Origin of the sequence: Bacteroides sp. AM16-13, from assembly GCF_003602705.1 — a bacterium.
Classification (GTDB): Bacteria; Bacteroidota; Bacteroidia; order Bacteroidales; family Bacteroidaceae; genus Bacteroides; species Bacteroides xylanisolvens.
Genome location: NZ_QTLK01000020.1, coordinates 42,336 through 61,151 on the forward strand (window position 1 = coordinate 42,336; position 18,816 = coordinate 61,151).

Here is an 18,816-nt window from a genome sequence, read left to right on the forward strand (position 1 = left end):
AATTAAATAGAGTGATGTTATTAAAGGAGTTACTGAAAGCGATCCAACCGGTAGAGGTAGCCGGAGATTCAGACATAGAAATCACCGGAGTCAATATTGATTCCCGTCTAGTGGAAGCCGGCCAACTGTTCATGGCAATGCGCGGCACACAAGCCGACGGCCACGCCTACATACCTGCTGCCATAGCGAAAGGAGCGACTGCTATCCTCTGCGAGGATATGCCGGAAGAACCTGTTGCGGGGATCACTTATATACAAGTCAAAGACAGTGAAGATGCAGTAGGAAAGATTGCTACTACTTTCTACGGCGACCCCACTTCCAAGATGGAACTGGTTGGCGTTACCGGAACGAACGGAAAAACAACAATCGCCACCTTATTATATAATACATTCCGTTATTTCGGATATAAGGTAGGATTGATTTCTACCGTTTGCAATTATATCGACGATGAACCGATCCCGACAGAGCATACCACACCCGACCCTATCACGTTGAACCGTCTATTGGGACGAATGGCGGATGAAGGATGCAAATATGTTTTCATGGAAGTCAGTTCACACTCCATTGCACAGAAACGTATCAGTGGATTAAAGTTTGCAGGAGGGATCTTTACCAATCTGACCCGCGACCATCTCGACTATCATAAAACAGTAGAGAATTATCTGAAAGCAAAGAAGAAGTTCTTTGACGATCTGCCGAAAAGCGCATTCAGCCTGACTAATCTGGACGATAAGAATGGACTGGTGATGACACAGAATACACGTTCTAAAGTCTATACTTATTCATTAAGAAGCCTTTGTGACTTTAAAGGGCGGGTATTGGAGTCTCATTTTGAAGGAATGTTGCTCGACTTCAACAACCATGAGTTGGCAGTTCAGTTTATCGGTAAGTTCAATGCTTCCAATTTGCTGGCAGTATTCGGGGCAGCCGTTCTGTTGGGCAAGAAAGAAGAAGAGGTGCTTGTGGCTCTTAGTACGCTTCATCCGGTAGCCGGACGTTTCGATGCGGTCCGTTCTCCACAGGGAGTTACAGCGATTGTAGATTATGCGCATACTCCGGATGCTCTTATTAATGTATTGAATGCCATACATGGAGTACTTGAAGGAAAAGGAAAAGTGATTACAGTAGTGGGTGCCGGTGGCAACCGTGACAAGGGCAAACGTCCCATCATGGCAAAGGAAGCTGCTAAAGCCAGTGACCGCGTCATCATCACTTCAGACAATCCGCGCTTCGAAGAGCCGCAAGACATCATCAACGATATGCTTGCCGGACTGGATGCGGAGGATATGAAGAAAACGGTCAGCATTGCCGACCGTAAAGAAGCGATTCGCACGGCTTGCATGCTGGCAGAAAAAGGAGATGTAATCCTCGTTGCCGGAAAAGGACACGAGAATTACCAGGAGATAAAAGGAGTAAAACATCATTTTGACGATAAAGAAGTACTCAAAGAAATTTTTAAATAATGAATAGATTGTGCTAATATGCCGACTGGCTCCGGTATTCATCCGGCAGAAGCGACATAGCAACACATCAATAAATTGGCAAATTATTTATGTTATATTATCTATTTGAATGGCTACATAAGCTCAATTTTCCAGGAGCGGGAATGTTCGGATATACTTCATTCCGTGCTTTGATGGCGGTGATCCTCGCGTTACTTATTTCAAGTATCTGGGGAGACAAGTTCATCAACCTACTCAAAAGGAAACAAATCACAGAAACGCAGCGTGATGCTAAAACGGACCCGTTCGGCGTCAACAAAGTAGGCGTGCCGAGCATGGGAGGTGTTATCATCATTGTAGCCATCCTGATTCCTTGTCTGTTGTTAGGCAAACTGCATAATATATATATGATATTGATGCTGATAACCACCGTATGGTTGGGATCGCTCGGCTTTGCAGACGACTATATCAAGATCTTTAAAAAAGACAAAGAAGGTTTGCATGGTAAGTTCAAGATTATCGGTCAGGTCGGCTTGGGTTTAATTGTCGGAATGACTTTGTATCTAAGTCCGGACGTAGTGATCCGTGAGAATATCGAAGTTCATAATCCGGGACAGGAGATGGAAGTGATACACGGAACCAATGATTTGAAATCGACCCAGACAACGATTCCTTTTTTCAAGAGCAATAACCTTGATTATGCCGATTTGGTTTCTTTCATGGGCGAGCATGCGCAAACAGCCGGATGGATTTTGTTTGTCATCGTTACAATCATCGTGGTTACCGCCGTATCAAACGGTGCCAACCTGAATGACGGTATGGACGGAATGGCGGCCGGAAACTCGGCCATTATCGGCGCAACGCTGGGGATATTGGCGTATGTATCGTCGCATATCGAATTCGCAGGCTATCTGAACATCATGTATATTCCGGGTTCGGAAGAACTGGTAATCTATATCTGTGCCTTCATCGGTGCGCTTATCGGTTTCTTATGGTACAATGCTTATCCGGCACAAGTATTTATGGGAGACACAGGCAGCCTCACCATTGGCGGTATCATCGCAGTGTTCGCCATCATCATTCACAAAGAGTTGCTGATACCGATTCTTTGCGGTGTATTCCTGGTAGAGAATCTGTCGGTAATCCTGCAACGGGCTTATTATAAGGCAGGAAAGCGGAAAGGTGTAAAGCAACGTTTGTTCAAGCGCACACCGATTCACGATCATTTCCGTACTTCGATGAGCCTGATTGAACCGGGCTGTACGGTGAAATTCACCAAGCCCGACCAGCTGTTCCACGAATCAAAGATTACCGTCCGTTTCTGGATTGTAACGATTGTATTGGCGGCTATAACAATTATAACATTAAAAATAAGATAACCGGCAAGGTGCCGGAGCCGGGTTTCCATTCGGAAGCCAAGTTTTTATAGAGAGTATCAACCCGATTATTAACTTTTAAAGGATGTGCGCAACTAATAAGCAATTCAGCATATTTGAAAACAGGAGCACATTATTGTAGATGAAAAGAATTGTAATTTTAGGAGCTGGCGAAAGCGGCGCAGGTGCAGCCGTACTCGCAAAAGTAAAAGGATTTGAGACGTTTGTTTCGGACATGTCCGCCATCAAGGACAAATATAAGGAACTTCTCGACAGCCATCATATTGCCTGGGAAGAAGGACACCATACCGAAGAGCTCATTCTGAATGCCGACGAGGTTATCAAAAGCCCCGGTATCCCGAATGATGCCCCAATCATCCTGAAACTGAAAGCTCAAGGCACACCGGTGATCTCCGAGATTGAGTTTGCCGGACGCTATACTGATGCCAAAATGATCTGTATTACAGGTTCTAACGGAAAGACTACAACAACTTCCCTGATCTACCACATTTTCAAAAGCGCAGGTCTGAACGTAGGTTTGGCAGGCAACATCGGCAAAAGTCTTGCTTTGCAGGTAGCCGAAGATTACCATGATTATTATATTATCGAACTTAGCTCTTTCCAGCTGGATAATATGTATAACTTCCGTGCGAACATCGCCGTATTGATGAACATCACTCCGGACCATCTTGATCGCTACGACCACTGTATGCAGAATTACATCGACGCTAAATTCCGCATTACCCAAAACCAAACTCCGGACGATGCTTTCATCTTCTGGAATGACGACCCGATCATCAGACAAGAACTGGCGAAACATGGTCTGAAAGCTCACCTGTATCCTTTTGCCGCTGTAAAAGAAGACGGAGCAATCGCATACGTAGAAGACCACGAAGTGAAAATCACCGAACCGATTGCTTTCAATATGGAGCAGGAAGAACTGGCTCTGACAGGGCAACATAACCTATATAACTCTTTAGCTGCCGGTATCTCGGCAAACCTTGCCGGCATCGCCAAAGAAAACATCCGTAAAGCCCTCTCCGATTTCAAGGGAGTAGAGCATCGGTTGGAAAAGGTGGCACGTGTCCGCGGAATTGATTTTATCAACGACTCTAAAGCAACGAATGTCAACTCCTGCTGGTATGCCCTGCAAAGCATGACTACCAAAACGGTATTGATCCTCGGTGGTAAAGATAAAGGCAACGACTATACTGAAATTGAAGACCTGGTACGCGAAAAGTGTTCGGCACTGGTATACCTGGGACTTCACAACGAAAAACTTCACGAATTCTTCGACCGTTTCGGCCTGCCCGTAGCAGACGTACAAACCGGAATGAAGGATGCCGTAGAAGCTGCCTACAAACTGGCAAAGAAAGGTGAAACAGTATTATTGAGCCCTTGCTGCGCCTCTTTCGACCTCTTCAAGAGCTATGAAGACCGTGGCGACCAGTTTAAGGAATGTGTCCGCGCCCTTTAATTTCTAATTATTAATTTTTAATTGCTACAAGATTGGATTTATTAAAGAACATATTCAAAGGTGACAAGGTAATCTGGATTATCTTCCTCTGTCTCTGCCTCATCTCTATTATCGAGGTGTTCTCGGCAGCGTCGACACTGACTTACAAAAGTGGCGACCATTGGGGACCGATTACACAACACTCCATCATCCTGATGGTAGGTGCTGTGGTAGTAGTGTTTCTGCATAATGTTCCCTACAAATGGTTCCAGGTATTTCCGGTCTTTTTGTATCCGATTTCCCTGGTTCTATTGGCATTTGTCACGCTGATGGGTATCATCACAGGGGACCGTGTCAACGGGGCAGCCCGTTGGATGACCTTTATGGGATTACAGTTCCAGCCTTCGGAATTGGCAAAGATGGCGGTTATCATTGCCGTCTCATTCATCCTGTCCAAAAGGCAGGACGAATACGGAGCCAACCCGAATGCCTTCAAATATATCATGATCCTCACCGGACTGGTATTCCTGCTTATCGCACCGGAAAACCTTTCGACAGCAATGCTGCTTTTCGGAGTAGTATGCATGATGATGTTTATCGGCCGGGTGTCAGCAAAAAAGCTATTCGGAATGTTGGGGATATTGGCACTTGTGGGCGGTGTTGCCGTAGGTATACTGATGGCTATTCCCGCTAAAACACTGCATAACACTCCGGGACTTCACCGTTTCGAAACGTGGCAGAATCGTGTTTCCGGCTTCTTTGAGAAGGAGGAAGTGCCGGCTGCCAAATTTGATATTGATAAAGATGCACAGGTGGCGCATGCACGCATCGCCATTGCTACCAGCCACGTAGTCGGCAAAGGTCCGGGAAACTCGATACAACGTGACTTCCTTAGTCAGGCATTCTCCGATTTTATCTTTGCGATTGTGATTGAAGAAATGGGATTGATCGGAGGAATATTTGTGGTGTTCCTCTATCTATGGCTGCTGATGCGAGCCGGACGAATCGCCCAGAAATGCGAGCGAACCTTCCCCGCCTTTCTCGTTATGGGCATTGCGTTGCTACTGGTATCGCAAGCAATACTGAATATGATGGTTGCCGTCGGATTATTCCCCGTCACCGGCCAGCCCCTGCCTTTGGTCAGCAAAGGAGGTACAAGTACGTTAATCAACTGCGCTTATATCGGTATGATATTAAGTGTAAGCCGATATACCGCCCATCTGGAAGAACAAAAAGCGCACGATGCACAGATCCAACTGCAATTAGAGGCAGATGCAGCTGCAAGTTCCGAGGCACAGACTGCCGCCGAACCGACAGCACAGATTCTGAACAGCGATGCCAAGTTTGAAGACGAGCATGATATTGATAAACGGTAAGTGATGAACGATAAATGATGAACGGTGAGTAGTGAACGGTGAGTGGTGAACAGTAAACGTTGAGAAAGGACAGAAGAAAAACATTATGATAGAAAAAGAACTTAGAATTATTATCAGTGGTGGAGGAACAGGAGGACATATCTTTCCTGCCGTCTCTATCGCAAACGCTATAATAGAGCTACGCCCCGACGCAGAAATTCTCTTTGTAGGTGCTGAAGGACGTATGGAAATGCAACGGGTTCCCGATGCAGGCTACCGTATTATCGGGCTTCCGATTGCCGGATTCGACCGCAAACGTTTATGGAAAAATGTATCTGTATTGATTAAACTGATGCGCAGCCAGTGGAAAGCACGCAAAGTTATCAAGGACTTCCGCCCACAAGTGGCGGTAGGCGTAGGCGGATATGCAAGCGGACCTACATTGAAGACTGCCGGAATGATGGGAGTACCGACATTAATCCAGGAACAAAACTCTTATGCCGGAGTGACCAATAAGCTCCTGGCACAGAAAGCAAAAGTGATTTGTGTAGCTTATGACGGAATGGAAAAGTTCTTCCCTGCCGACAAGATTATTATGACGGGGAATCCTGTCCGCCAAAACCTGACAAAGGATATGCCGTCTAAAGAAGAAGCATTGCGCTCCTTCAACTTACAGCCCGGCAAAAAAACGATTCTGATTGTAGGCGGCAGCCTGGGTGCACGTACCATCAACAATACGCTGACAGCCGGACTGGCAACCATCAAAGAAAACACGGACGTGCAATTCATCTGGCAAACGGGCAAATACTACTACCCGCAAGTGAAAGAAGCCGTGAAAGCTGCAGGCGCACTTCCGAACTTATATGTAACGGATTTCATCAAAGACATGGCAGCCGCATACGCAGCAGCCGATCTTGTGATTTCCCGTGCGGGGGCAGGTTCCATTTCAGAGTTCTGCCTGTTACATAAACCTGTTATTTTAGTGCCTTCGCCCAATGTAGCGGAAGACCATCAGACTAAGAATGCCTTAGCATTGGTGAATAAGCAGGCAGCTATCTACGTCAAAGACAGTGAAGCAGAAACAACCTTGATGGATGTAGCATTATCCACCGTCAATGACGAACAGAAACTGAAAGAACTGAAAGAGAATATCGCCAAGCTGGCTTTGCCCGATTCTGCGAGAATCATCGCACAGGAGGTTATCAAACTGGCGGAAGCAAAGAGCTGATAAACAGAAGCAAAAAACAGATAAATAGATTATCGGATTGCACACAGGTTGAAGTAGCGGTATAGCTCCGGGATCAAACGACGTAATCCGTACTAAAATAAAAAACAGAAGAAATGAATATAGAAACGATAAAATCAGTCTATTTCGTAGGTGCCGGCGGCATCGGTATGAGTGCACTTGTACGCTACTTTCTCTTCAAAGGCAAGGTAGTGGCCGGATATGACCGTACCCCTACTCCATTGACTGAAACCCTGATCGCTGAAGGTGCACAAATACATTATGAAGAAAACGTCGACCTGATTCCCGAAGCCTGCAAAGACAAGGAAAGCACGTTAGTCATATACACGCCCGCCGTTCCGCAGGAACATGAAGAAATCGTTTATTTCCGCAACAACGGATTCGAAATACAGAAACGCGCCCAAGTATTGGGAACAATTACCCATTCGAGCAAAGGTCTGTGCGTGGCAGGTACTCACGGAAAAACAACCACATCGACAATGACAGCCCATTTGCTCCATCAATCGCACGTGGAATGTACCGCTTTTCTCGGAGGAATCTCGAAGAACTACGGCACCAACCTGCTACTCTCTCAAACAAGCCCTTACACGGTGATTGAAGCAGATGAGTTCGACCGTTCTTTCCACTGGCTGTCGCCCTATATGACCGTAATTACATCTACCGACCCCGATCATTTGGACATCTACGGCACAGAACAAGCCTACCTGGAAAGTTTCGAGCATTATACCACGCTTATCCAACCGGGTGGCGCACTGATTATCCGCAAAGGCATCTCCCTGCAACCCAAAGTGCAGCCGGGCGTTCGTGTCTATACTTACTCACGTGACGAAGGCGACTTCCATGCAGAAAACATCCGCATCGGAAACGGAGAAATATTCATCGACTTTGTTGCCCCGGACACCCGTATCAACGATATTCAACTGGGAATTCCGGTTAGCATCAACATAGAAAACGGCGTAGCCGCCATGGCATTGGCACACCTTAACGGGGTGACCGATGAAGAAATAAAAAGAGGCATGGCAAGTTTCCGCGGAGTAGACCGCCGGTTCGACTTCAAGATCAAGAACGACCGTATCGTCTTTTTGAGTGACTACGCCCACCACCCCTCTGAAATCAAACAGAGCGTGTTGTCTATGCGCGAACTTTACAAGGACAAGAAGATCACAGCCATCTTCCAGCCGCATCTCTACACCCGCACCCGCGACTTCTATCAAGATTTTGCCGATAGCCTGTCGCTACTCGACGAAGTGATTCTGGTAGACATCTATCCAGCACGTGAAGCACCGATTCCGGGCGTCACCAGCAAACTGATTTATGACAATCTCCGTCCGGGTATTGAAAAAAGTATGTGCAAAAAGGAAGATATACTGAACATTCTGAAAGATAAAAACATTGAAGTATTAATCACTTTGGGGGCTGGAGACATTGACAACTATGTCCCTGAAATAAAGGAACTATTAGAAACAAAAAAATTAAGAATGAATAATGAAGAATGAAGAATCTCTATCCAGCGTATTGATGCGCAGCAATTCTTCATTCTTCATTCTTAATTCTTCATTAATAAAAAAACTATGGTAAAGAGAATCCTTCTATCCATCGTCATGCTGGTGCTTATAGCCTACCTCGCCGTAGCTATCACCGCATTCAACCGCAAGCCTGCCGACCAGACCTGCCGTGACATGGAATTGGTTATCAAGGATACCGCATACGCCGGCTTCATCACCAAAGAAGAGCTGAAAGGTATCCTTCAGCACAAAGGGATCTACCCCATCGGGAAGAAGATGGAGCGCATCTCTACCAAGTCACTGGAACGGGAACTAAGCAAACATCCGTTGATTGACGAAGCCGAGTGTTACAAAACACCCAGCGGCAAAGTATGCGTGGAAGTGACACAACGTATCCCTATTCTTCGGGTGATGAGCTCCAACGGTCAGAATTACTACCTTGACAACAAAGGAACCGTCATGCCACCGGATGCAAAATGCGTCGCTCACCGGGTAATTGTCACCGGAAACGTAGAAAAGTCGTTTGCAATGAAGGATTTATATAAGTTTGGTGTATTTTTGCATAATAATAAATTCTGGGACGCCCAGATAGAACAGATTCATGTGTTGCCCGACCAGAACATCGAATTGGTGCCGCGTGTGGGAGACCATCTCGTCTATCTCGGAAAACTGGAAAACTTTGAAGATAAACTGGCACGTTTGAAGGAGTTCTACAAGAAAGGACTCAACCGGGTAGGCTGGAACAAATATTCGCGTATCAATCTCGAATTCAACAACCAGATTATCTGCACCAAACGAGAATAGATAATAAATGATAGTTGATAATTGATAGTTGACAGATGAGGAGTGAACAATCTTTTTTCAATCGTAAATTGTAAATCGTAAAATCGTAAATAAATATATATGGCAACAACAGAATTTATCGCCGCTATTGAACTTGGTTCATCGAAGATAACCGGTGTGGCCGGAAGAAAGAACAGTGACGGAAGTATGCAGGTATTAGCGTATGCCCAGGAAGACTCTTCTACGTTTATTCGTAAAGGAGTTATTTTCAATCTGGACAAGACAGCGCAAAGCCTGACCTCGATCATCAACAGACTGGAAGGTGAGTTGAAAAACTCAATTGCCAAGGTATATGTAGGCATCGGCGGACAATCACTCCGCACAGTCCGCAATGTAGTAAGCCGCGACCTGGAAGAAGAAGCCATCATATCCGAAGAACTTGTAAGCGCTATCGGTGATGAGAACATTGCCATCCCGGTGGTTGATATGGATATATTGGACGTAGCTCCGCAAGAATACAAGGTGGGCAATAATCTGCAAGCCAACCCGGTAGGTCTGGTAGGAAGCCACATCGAAGGACGTTTCCTCAACATCGTTGCCCGTGCTTCCGTACGCAAGAATCTGGAGCATTGCTTCCAACAGGCAAAAATCGACATTGCCGACCAACTGATCGCCCCGCTAGTAACAGCCAATGCCGTACTGACAGAAAGCGAACGCCGTTCGGGTTGTGCACTGATCGACTTCGGAGCAGATACGACTACCATCTCTGTATATAAGAATAACATTCTCCGCTTCCTCACCGTATTACCTTTGGGAGGCAACAGCATCACGCGTGACATCACCACCCTGCAAATGGAGGAGGAAGAAGCCGAACGCCTGAAAAAAGCCTATGGTGACGCCCTCTACGAAGAAGATCCCGAACAAGAGGAAGAAGCTACCTGCAAACTGGAGGATGACAACCGTATCATCAAAGTGGCAGACCTTAATAATATCATCGAAGCCCGTGCCGAAGAAATCGTTGCCAACGTATGGAACCAGATTCAGCTATCCGGCTACGAAGACAAACTGCTGGCAGGACTTATCCTGACAGGAGGAGCCGCCAACCTGAAGAACTTGGACGAAACCTTGCGCAAACGCAGCAAGATAGAAAAGATACGGATGGCGAAACTTCCACGCAATACGGTCCATGCCCCCAACAATATACTAAAAAAAGACGGTTCACAGAACACATTGTTCGGTCTCCTGTTTGAAGGGAACCAAAACTGTTGCCTGACTGAAACCGCCCCGCAAGCTGCTGCTCCCGTACCGCCAGTCTCCAAACCGGAGCCGGAAGTGCATAGGACCGCAGACATATTTGAAGACGACCAGGAGCTGAAGGAACAGGCCCGCCTCGCCCGCCTCAAGAAAGAGGAAGAAGAGCGTGAAGCCAAGTTAGCTGCTAAAGAAGCGGAAAAACTTCGCAAGCAAAAGGAAAAGGAAGAGAAAGAAAGACGGAAAAGAGAAGCCGGTCCGAGCTGGATTCAGCGCAAGATCGACTCGTTGACGAAAGAAATCTTCTCCGACGACGATATGAAGTGAGTTATGATTTATGAATTATGATTTATGAGTTGGCTGCGCGCTGTATCATAAATCATAACTTATAAATCAAGATTCAAAAATCAGAGTTCAGAAACCAGAAATCATAAATCAGAAATCATATTATTATGGACGAGATAGTACAATTCGATTTCCCGACAGATTCACCGAAGATCATCAAAGTGATTGGTGTAGGTGGTGGTGGTGGTAACGCTGTAAACCACATGTACCGGGAAGGCATCCATGATGTAACGTTCGTTCTTTGCAACACGGACAACCAGGCATTGGCCGAATCACCTGTCCCGGTGAAACTGCAACTGGGCCGTAGCATCACGCAAGGGCTTGGAGCCGGCAACCGTCCCGAACGGGCACGCGACGCCGCTGAAGAAAGTATAGAAGATATCAAGGCACAACTGAACGACGGCACCAAGATGGTATTCATCACCGCCGGAATGGGAGGAGGAACCGGAACAGGAGCTGCCCCGGTCATCGCCCGCATTGCGAAGGAAATGGATATTCTGACTGTCGGTATCGTCACCATCCCCTTTATCTTCGAGGGAGAAAAGAAAATCATCCAGGCACTGGACGGCGTCGAACGTATCGCCCAGCACGTTGATGCCCTATTGGTTATCAACAACGAACGCCTGCGCGAAATATACGCCGACCTTACCTTTATGAATGCTTTCGGCAAAGCCGATGACACTCTTTCCATCGCTGCCAAGAGTATTGCCGAGATTATCACCATGCGTGGTACGGTCAACCTCGACTTTGCCGATGTGAAAACCATCCTGAAAGATGGCGGAGTAGCGATCATGAGTACCGGATTCGGCGAAGGAGAAAATCGTGTGACGAAAGCAATCGACGATGCCCTGCATTCTCCGCTGCTCAACAACAACGATATTTTCAATGCCAAGAAGGTTATGTTGAACGTTTCTTTCTGCCCGTCATCCGAACTGATGATGGAGGAGATGAACGAGATACACGAGTTCATGAGCAAATTCCGCGAAGGAGTGGAAGTGATCTGGGGTGTTGCCATCGACAACTCACTGGATACCAAAGTAAAGATCACCGTATTGGCAACCGGATTCGGTGTAGAAGACGTCCCCGGAATGGACAGCCTGCATGCTGCACGCAGCCAGGAAGAGGAAGAACGTCAACTGCAACTGGAAGAAGAGAAAGAGAAGAACAAAGAACGTATCCGCAAGGCATACGGAGAAAGCGCCAGCAATATCGGAAGCAAGAGCCTCCGCAAACGCCGTCACATCTATCTTTTCAACACGGAAGATTTGGACAACGACGATATCATCGCCATGGTAGAAGATTCTCCCACGTACATGCGTGATAAGACGACTCTTACTAAAATCCGGACAAAAGCTGCATTGGAAGAAGAAGTGGCAACAGAAGAAGCTACGGATGATAACGGCGTAATTACATTCTAAACAAAGAGCTTAAGAACGAAAATTATAGTCCCACAGCATCAGGCTTCAGATCTAATTTTTAATCTTCAATTTATAATTATAATAGTATGGATTTATTCGATCAAGTCAGCGAAGACATAAAAAACGCAATGAAGGCGAAAGATAAAGTAGCCCTCGAAACTTTGAGAAATATAAAGAAGTTCTTCCTCGAAGCTAAGACAGCTCCGGGAGCTAACGATATATTGACAGATGACGCAGCTCTAAAGATTATCCAGAAACTTGTAAAACAAGGAAAAGATTCTGCTGAAATCTATATCGGACAGGGTCGTCAGGACTTGGCTGACGTAGAATTGGGTCAGGTAGCCGTTATGGAAAAATACCTGCCGAAACAGATGAGTGCCGAAGAACTGGAAGCTGCTTTGAAGGAAATTATCGCAGAGACAGGTGCTACGAGCGGTAAAGACATGGGTAAGGTCATGGGAGTTGCCTCCAAGAAGCTGGCAGGACTTGCAGAAGGACGTGCCATTTCCGCAAAAGTAAAAGAGCTTTTGGGATAACTTCCGGAACTTCCACAGAACCTTTTAGTGTTCGATTTTATCTTGCATCTTACACTAACCAGAGTTTATCTATTTGATTAATAGCAGTATAAACCTGTGCAAGATACTGTTGCAGATGTGTGCAAGATGTTTCATCTTACACACATCTGCAACTTTCGTTAAACATGACATTCACCTCCTTCACCACTCTGAAACATCGATGAATAAAGGGATTTCGGGTGAAGGGCTGCCTTTCACATAGGTTTCACCCGATTCACTATACCTTTCTGCCGAATTTTGATTAATAGACTGATTCCAATCTATTAGATATAAACTTATTCTCTATTGATGCCAAACTTCCTTTTCACTAATAGAAAAGATTACTAACATTAAAGGCAATCTCTAAATGAAGCTTTTGTTTTTATAAACAAAGCTTTCATTTATAAAATCAAAAGCTTCATTTATATAATTGCAACTTGCAATTATAGATTGCGATTAATGAAAAACAAGTTTAGAATTATAGTAAAGTAATTTAAGTATTAATAGAAAGGAACTTTTCCCACTATAAATAAGAAAGAGTCTATTAATAGCTGGGAAATAATCAAATTAGATCACATGAACTTAATAAAGTAAAAGCAGATTTGAAATTAATTTAATGTATGATATAGACAGTACTAATTATTATTTCCCCGAACTAAAATAATCTTCCTATAAAAGAGCATAATATAGAAAATAAAGATTACTTTTACAATGAAACTAAACCACGACAGACAAATGAGAAAGAGTATTGCTATAATTATAACATCTATATTAGTACTATCAGGATGCAACAAACAACAATCCGTATCTGACAGACTACTAAATGAAGTAGGAAAGGTTATTGCCATAAATCCTGACAGTGCATCCAACCTACTAAAAGGTATATCATCTCCTGAAAAACTAGACGACAAAACCTTTGCACGCTGGTGTATGTTATCAGGAAAGATTACAGACGAGATTTTCACCACCATCCTACCAACTTATCAATTAGAGAGGGCTTATGACTGGTATTCCTCGCATGGTAGTCCTGATGAACAAGTGCAAATTCTGATTTATTTAGGTCGCTCTTATTTTGCAGATGGAGATTATGATAAAGCAATGTCAATATATACTAATGCTTTGGATATTGCAGAAAAGAATAAGCTTAATAACCTCACCGGATATACATATAGCTATATAGGCGATTTATATGGAGAGAAATTCATGCGGACAGAAGCTATCAAAAGATATAAGGCTGCTGCCGAATGCTTCAAAAAAGAAAATAATACAGATAGCTATGCTTGCGCATTAAGAGATGTAGGACGCGAATATGCATGCATAGACTCGTTATCACGCGCTTTAAAAATTCTAACTATAGCTGATTCTGTAGCACGTAATACTAAAAATATCGAAGTCACTGCATCAATAGACAATGCCTTAGGGAATATTTATGCAATGCAAAATAAATATGATAAAGCTGAAGAATACTTTCTCAAAGCATTGGTAGGAAGAGAAACAATGCCCGATTATATGGCACTGATAGACTTATATATTGCATCGGGGGCTATTAACAAAGCAAAAGAGCTACTATCCAAAATACCACAAGATAATCCAAAGTATACATACAGCATTAAATATTTATACTACCAAATCTATAATGAAGAAAAGAATTATAAAGAAGCTCTTACTAATCTGAAAGAATACGTCGAAATAACTGATTCAATCATATATGCTGATAACCAATCTAAGATATTGAACATAGAGTCTAAATATAATCATTTAAAGATCAGCAAAGAAGTAGATAGATTAAAAATTAAACAGCAAAGCGACATTATAGTTTTAGTTATATGCATTGGAATCCTATTATTAATAATAATAGGATATCTACTATATCGAAAGAAAGCAAAAGAGAAAATCCAAAGACAACAAGAAGAGTTGAACCGAATAAAGACAGATTTGCTTTATGTTTCTTTAGAACTGGAAAAGAAAAAAAGATTGTTAGATACATTTAAGGAGAAAAATGAGAGCTATGAGGAAATGCAGGAAGAAATAAGTCTCCTAACCACCAACTATAAACAATTGCAAAATAAAATTCTAGAGAATTCACCTTTACATAAAGAACTAATACACCTAGCCAACCAAAATAAGCCCAGAAATAACAAGCCATTAATAACAGACAAGCAATGGAAACTCATTGCAGATGAAATAACATATATTTATCCGAATTTACGTAAATACATATATAGTCGATGCCCAGATTTACCAGAGCAAGACTTTTGGTATTGCTGTTTATATATATCAGGGTTTGACACTAACACAGAAGCAAAGTTACTAAACATTACAGTCGACTCAGTAAGAAAAAAAAGACTCAGACTTAGACAAAAACTGAATATAATATTACCAGATAATAATGCTACATTGTATGATTATTTAATTGAAAACATGCACTAATATCCTCTTCTTAGGAAGAAATAATCAGCAACATAAAAGGATGTCCACGCAAAACATCATAAGCGACTGATTATCAAGCACTGTTTGTCCACGCTGAAAAACTTCTTTTATTTGCATTCCCCCTCATATCTCCATAAATTTGCAAAAAACAATCAAAGATATGAGAAAACTAAGCATTTTACTATTATTAATTGGCATTCCATTCATGATAATAGAAGCCAATAATCTATCAACACAAAGAACTAAAATTATAAGATGGCATAAATGCCAAAAAACACCAAATTCTATCCCAATAGAAGCCACCCAAGACGAAAACTCTATTGAAGTTCGTTTTCTTGAAGACATCGACGATCAAGTTACTTTCCAAGTAAAAGATCAACTGGGAAATATTATCTTCCAAGATGTGATATTAACTCCTAATGAGCAAAAAACTTATAAGATTGATTTGAAAGGCTACAGAGTCGGTCATTATGAACTTCTCTACATAGAAAAAGACATAACTTTCATTGGAGAGTTTGAAATCGAATAATCAACGATAAATAATAAAAATATCAAACTTTATAAACCCTATAAAACTAATAATTATGGGAAACATTTTTAGATTCTTATTGGTGCTGCCTTGCATCACCTTGTTATTGTACTCTTGCGAAAGTGAGATTGAAAATGAGATCCAGTCATCTACAGAAAAACTGAACTTATCAGGATTGGAATCGGATAGCCTTCAATTAGAAAGTTATGAATTGTCTGAAATGACAGATGAGCTAAAAGCATTAAAAGAAAGGATAGATGAACTAAAGAAAGCGAAGACACGATCAGTAGCTTCAAGTAACTATAGCCAATATTTTTCAGAAAATATGTGGGCTATTAGAGAGTTACCCTTCACACTTAGCACTGGAGGTGGATATTTATCATGTACTGGTTGGGGACAGAGAGTGACCTATGAGGGATATAATCCTGGCTCTTATGGTAAATTCTATGTCCAAATTCCCTCATCAATTACCGGCATACCCTATTTAATTTATTCAAACTACTCGAAAACTCGTCTAGCTGTAGGACATTACACTAGTAATCCGGAATCAAAAATATTACTTGCAATGAGCAGTAATTCCACTACAGGAGCCATGGATTCCTGGGACATTATACCTGCTACTAATAATCCAGGAACTTATGTCCTTCAAAATGAGCTATATCTTGGCCAAGGAAGTAGTGGTTCATGGTGGGATGTATTCAATTATGTGGTAGATATACAAGCTAATAATGTTGGTTTCAGCCAATATACACAAAGAGCCCAACAGGAATTTACTATCACCCCTGATGCTGTATTCACACTGAAAAGCCTAGAATTTATCAATCCATATTCCGCAACTGTGACCCAAAGGGAGAATGTCTCTATCAAACGAGCCATAACAAACTCTTCATCCCAATTTATACGAGAGAACCTCGTATTTGAAAAGGCTATACAAGAGGACTCCTATTTTAAAGAAGAAAAGGGAATAGCATTTAAGGTTCCAGCTTCAGATATGCTATTTGCACGCCCTACAGTTACATTAGGAGAAATAGATCTTGTTCCTAATGCAAGTATACCAATTGATACAAAATACCAGCCCAATGTACGCAGAGTAATGGAAAATACATTAAAGCATATAGAACCTGTCAAAGTTTCTCCACGTACAAAACTCACGGTGACCTATTATTTTAAAGAGTATGATGTATCAGTAGACTATGTTGCCACAATTGAATATAAAGAAAAAGATAAAGATGCTAGAATAGCCAAATTGCCTGGACGTTGGAGCGGAAGGATTCATGTAGATGAAATATCCGATGTTGATTTAGAAGAGACAAACTTGGATACTCAACAAAGTGTAAAAAGAAGAGTGAACACCAGAAATGCAAGTCAATCATCACCAATCATATTAAAAAAATAGACCTATATGAGAAAATTTACTATATTTTCATGTATCATATTGTTTGTTATAGCATCATGTAACAATGAAGACGAAATAAGTGATTCTGCTTCGCTAAACAATCAGGATGATTCAACATCAGAAATCATCTTGCAAGAACGTGACCCGAATCTACCAAAAGTTTGGTCTAAAAAGATAGCACCCAGACCCAGTACTAGGACATCATTTACCGATGCTACTGATTTTCTTGGAAATTCTTATGCCATAGAAAACGGAACATCAATTATCGGGGACTTTTCAAATGCGAGATTTCCAATTGTTAATATGGAAAAGCTACTTGAAAGATATCCTTCATATATAATTGCCAAAGAGTTAAGGACAACGTCAACAGAAGCCATGTCATACGCCAGCTTCGAACGCTTAGAAACAACTTCATCGTTTACTAAAACTGTCAAATCCGGATTCTCACTAAATATTGGTCCGTTCAAACTGGGAAGAAAGAAAACTGTAACCGATATTTTCAAGCATAACACAAGTAATTCCGAACAAGCAGTACACGGAGAACTTAGTGTTGAAGTTATTAATGGAATGATATCCTTACAAACAGCACCTAGTGCATTGAGAAGAATTTCGGCAGATTATTTGGACGAATTATTTGTAGATGCCCTTTATAATTCATCCATGGTAGAATTAATTCAAAGTTACGGAGAATTTGTCTTAACAAGCTATTATACAGGTGGGCGGGCATCGGCTTTATACTATGGTCTTGACACACAAAGTACAGATTTCAATAGTAAAGAGCGCGACATGGATAAATCAATAAACGCAACTTATTCATGGAACAAGGACTCTGTTTCAGGAGATTTTTCTGTTGGAACAAAAGATGGCAATTCTTCTACAGAGACTAAATCTTTTTCCGAATTACATGTATCTATCAAAACATTGGGCGGCGCTTATGGTTATAATGTTGCAACACCTCCTTATGACGTTAAAAGTACATCCATTAATTTAACGAGTTGGCTTCAATCATTAAATGATTCAAGAACACATACAATGATTGACATTCAAGATGGTGGGCTCTATCCAATATCGGATTTTATTTTGGAAGAAAACTTTAAGCAAAGATATAACGACACCCACATGGATTTTCAGCACCAAGAACAACTTGAAGAACCGTATATAGAAATAATGAAAGTATACGTCCGCAAAAGTAGCTCGGGAGAGAAATTATATGATATTGTACCTGTGCTAAATACAAGACAAGGAGATAAGCTCATTTTCTCAAATTCAAGTGCAGCAAGTCAATCCGATGCAGAATTAAAAGCGAACAGTGTTGCCACAACCTTTACCGAAAAAAGTAATGCTATAAAAGATGAAAAGAGCAAATATTATAAACTAGCTATCAAAGCTAATCCGAATAAAGTAATAAATCCTATCCTACAAACCACATTATCATTTTCAATAAACGATGTAGATGAGGCTGGAATGTACAAGTTTAAAAATACAAACACCAATATTTGGTATATCTACAATCCGACATCGTTATATTGTTTTGCATACTACGACGATGACTATATTCTTGATGCATACGGAATCTTAGATTGGGTAAACAGCATACCTGTAAAATCTGTTTCAATGACGACTTTATATCAACGATATAGAATATTCGGTTTGTAATGAAGAGCATTAATAGATATTCACCAATAAAAAAGACAATCCTTTTAAGGAAGAGGTAAAATACGTATCATTTA

At 42.2% G+C, this 18,816-nt stretch carries 14 protein-coding genes; all 14 read left to right on the top strand.

The window, feature by feature from the left end:
- The first annotated feature begins 14 nt into the window (after nt 1-14).
- Nucleotides 15-1,463: a UDP-N-acetylmuramoyl-L-alanyl-D-glutamate--2,6-diaminopimelate ligase gene (locus tag DW173_RS16100; RefSeq protein WP_120144770.1), complete on the top strand. Its 1,449-nt coding sequence runs from the start codon at nt 15-17 to the stop codon at nt 1,461-1,463.
- An 89-nt stretch (nt 1,464-1,552) separates the two neighbouring features.
- Nucleotides 1,553-2,821, top strand: a complete 1,269-nt coding sequence (locus DW173_RS16105; protein WP_049701648.1) for a phospho-N-acetylmuramoyl-pentapeptide-transferase — start codon at nt 1,553-1,555, stop codon at nt 2,819-2,821.
- A 139-nt stretch (nt 2,822-2,960) separates the two neighbouring features.
- Complete coding sequence (gene murD, locus DW173_RS16110; RefSeq protein ID WP_008024121.1) at nt 2,961-4,295, top strand: UDP-N-acetylmuramoyl-L-alanine--D-glutamate ligase; 1,335 nt, start codon at nt 2,961-2,963, stop codon at nt 4,293-4,295.
- A 32-nt stretch (nt 4,296-4,327) separates the two neighbouring features.
- Nucleotides 4,328-5,650, top strand: coding sequence for an FtsW/RodA/SpoVE family cell cycle protein (locus DW173_RS16115; RefSeq protein ID WP_008024120.1), 1,323 nt, complete (start codon nt 4,328-4,330; stop codon nt 5,648-5,650).
- An 85-nt stretch (nt 5,651-5,735) separates the two neighbouring features.
- Nucleotides 5,736-6,857, top strand: a complete 1,122-nt coding sequence (murG, locus tag DW173_RS16120; RefSeq protein WP_199722847.1) for an undecaprenyldiphospho-muramoylpentapeptide beta-N-acetylglucosaminyltransferase — start codon at nt 5,736-5,738, stop codon at nt 6,855-6,857.
- A 113-nt stretch (nt 6,858-6,970) separates the two neighbouring features.
- Nucleotides 6,971-8,371, top strand: coding sequence for a UDP-N-acetylmuramate--L-alanine ligase (murC, locus tag DW173_RS16125; protein ID WP_055235122.1), 1,401 nt, complete (start codon nt 6,971-6,973; stop codon nt 8,369-8,371).
- 75 nt (nt 8,372-8,446) lie between these two features.
- The gene (locus DW173_RS16130) at nt 8,447-9,184 is read left to right on the top strand and encodes a cell division protein FtsQ/DivIB (RefSeq protein ID WP_004315396.1); all 738 of its coding nucleotides are present in this window, start codon (nt 8,447-8,449) and stop codon (nt 9,182-9,184) included.
- 99 nt (nt 9,185-9,283) lie between these two features.
- Nucleotides 9,284-10,741, top strand: a complete 1,458-nt coding sequence (ftsA, locus tag DW173_RS16135; RefSeq protein WP_004315397.1) for a cell division protein FtsA — start codon at nt 9,284-9,286, stop codon at nt 10,739-10,741.
- A gap of 125 nt (nt 10,742-10,866) precedes the next feature.
- Nucleotides 10,867-12,177 carry a cell division protein FtsZ gene (ftsZ, locus tag DW173_RS16140; RefSeq protein ID WP_004309506.1) on the top strand — a complete coding sequence of 437 codons (1,311 nt, stop codon included), beginning with the start codon at nt 10,867-10,869 and terminating at the stop codon, nt 12,175-12,177.
- An 86-nt stretch (nt 12,178-12,263) separates the two neighbouring features.
- Entirely contained in the window at nt 12,264-12,713 is a 450-nt protein-coding gene (locus tag DW173_RS16145; RefSeq protein WP_004324390.1) for a GatB/YqeY domain-containing protein, read from the top strand.
- Nucleotides 12,714-13,466: 753 nt separating this feature from the next.
- Nucleotides 13,467-15,161, top strand: a complete 1,695-nt coding sequence (locus tag DW173_RS16150) for a tetratricopeptide repeat protein (protein WP_120144795.1) — start codon at nt 13,467-13,469, stop codon at nt 15,159-15,161.
- A 160-nt stretch (nt 15,162-15,321) separates the two neighbouring features.
- Nucleotides 15,322-15,690, top strand: a complete 369-nt coding sequence (locus tag DW173_RS16155; RefSeq protein ID WP_004309503.1) for a DUF3244 domain-containing protein — start codon at nt 15,322-15,324, stop codon at nt 15,688-15,690.
- Between the two features lie 55 nt (nt 15,691-15,745).
- The gene (locus DW173_RS16160) at nt 15,746-17,086 is read left to right on the top strand and encodes a hypothetical protein (RefSeq protein ID WP_004309501.1); all 1,341 of its coding nucleotides are present in this window, start codon (nt 15,746-15,748) and stop codon (nt 17,084-17,086) included.
- 6 nt (nt 17,087-17,092) lie between these two features.
- Nucleotides 17,093-18,742, top strand: coding sequence for an MAC/perforin domain-containing protein (locus tag DW173_RS16165; RefSeq protein ID WP_004309498.1), 1,650 nt, complete (start codon nt 17,093-17,095; stop codon nt 18,740-18,742).
- Nucleotides 18,743-18,816: the final 74 nt, after the last annotated feature.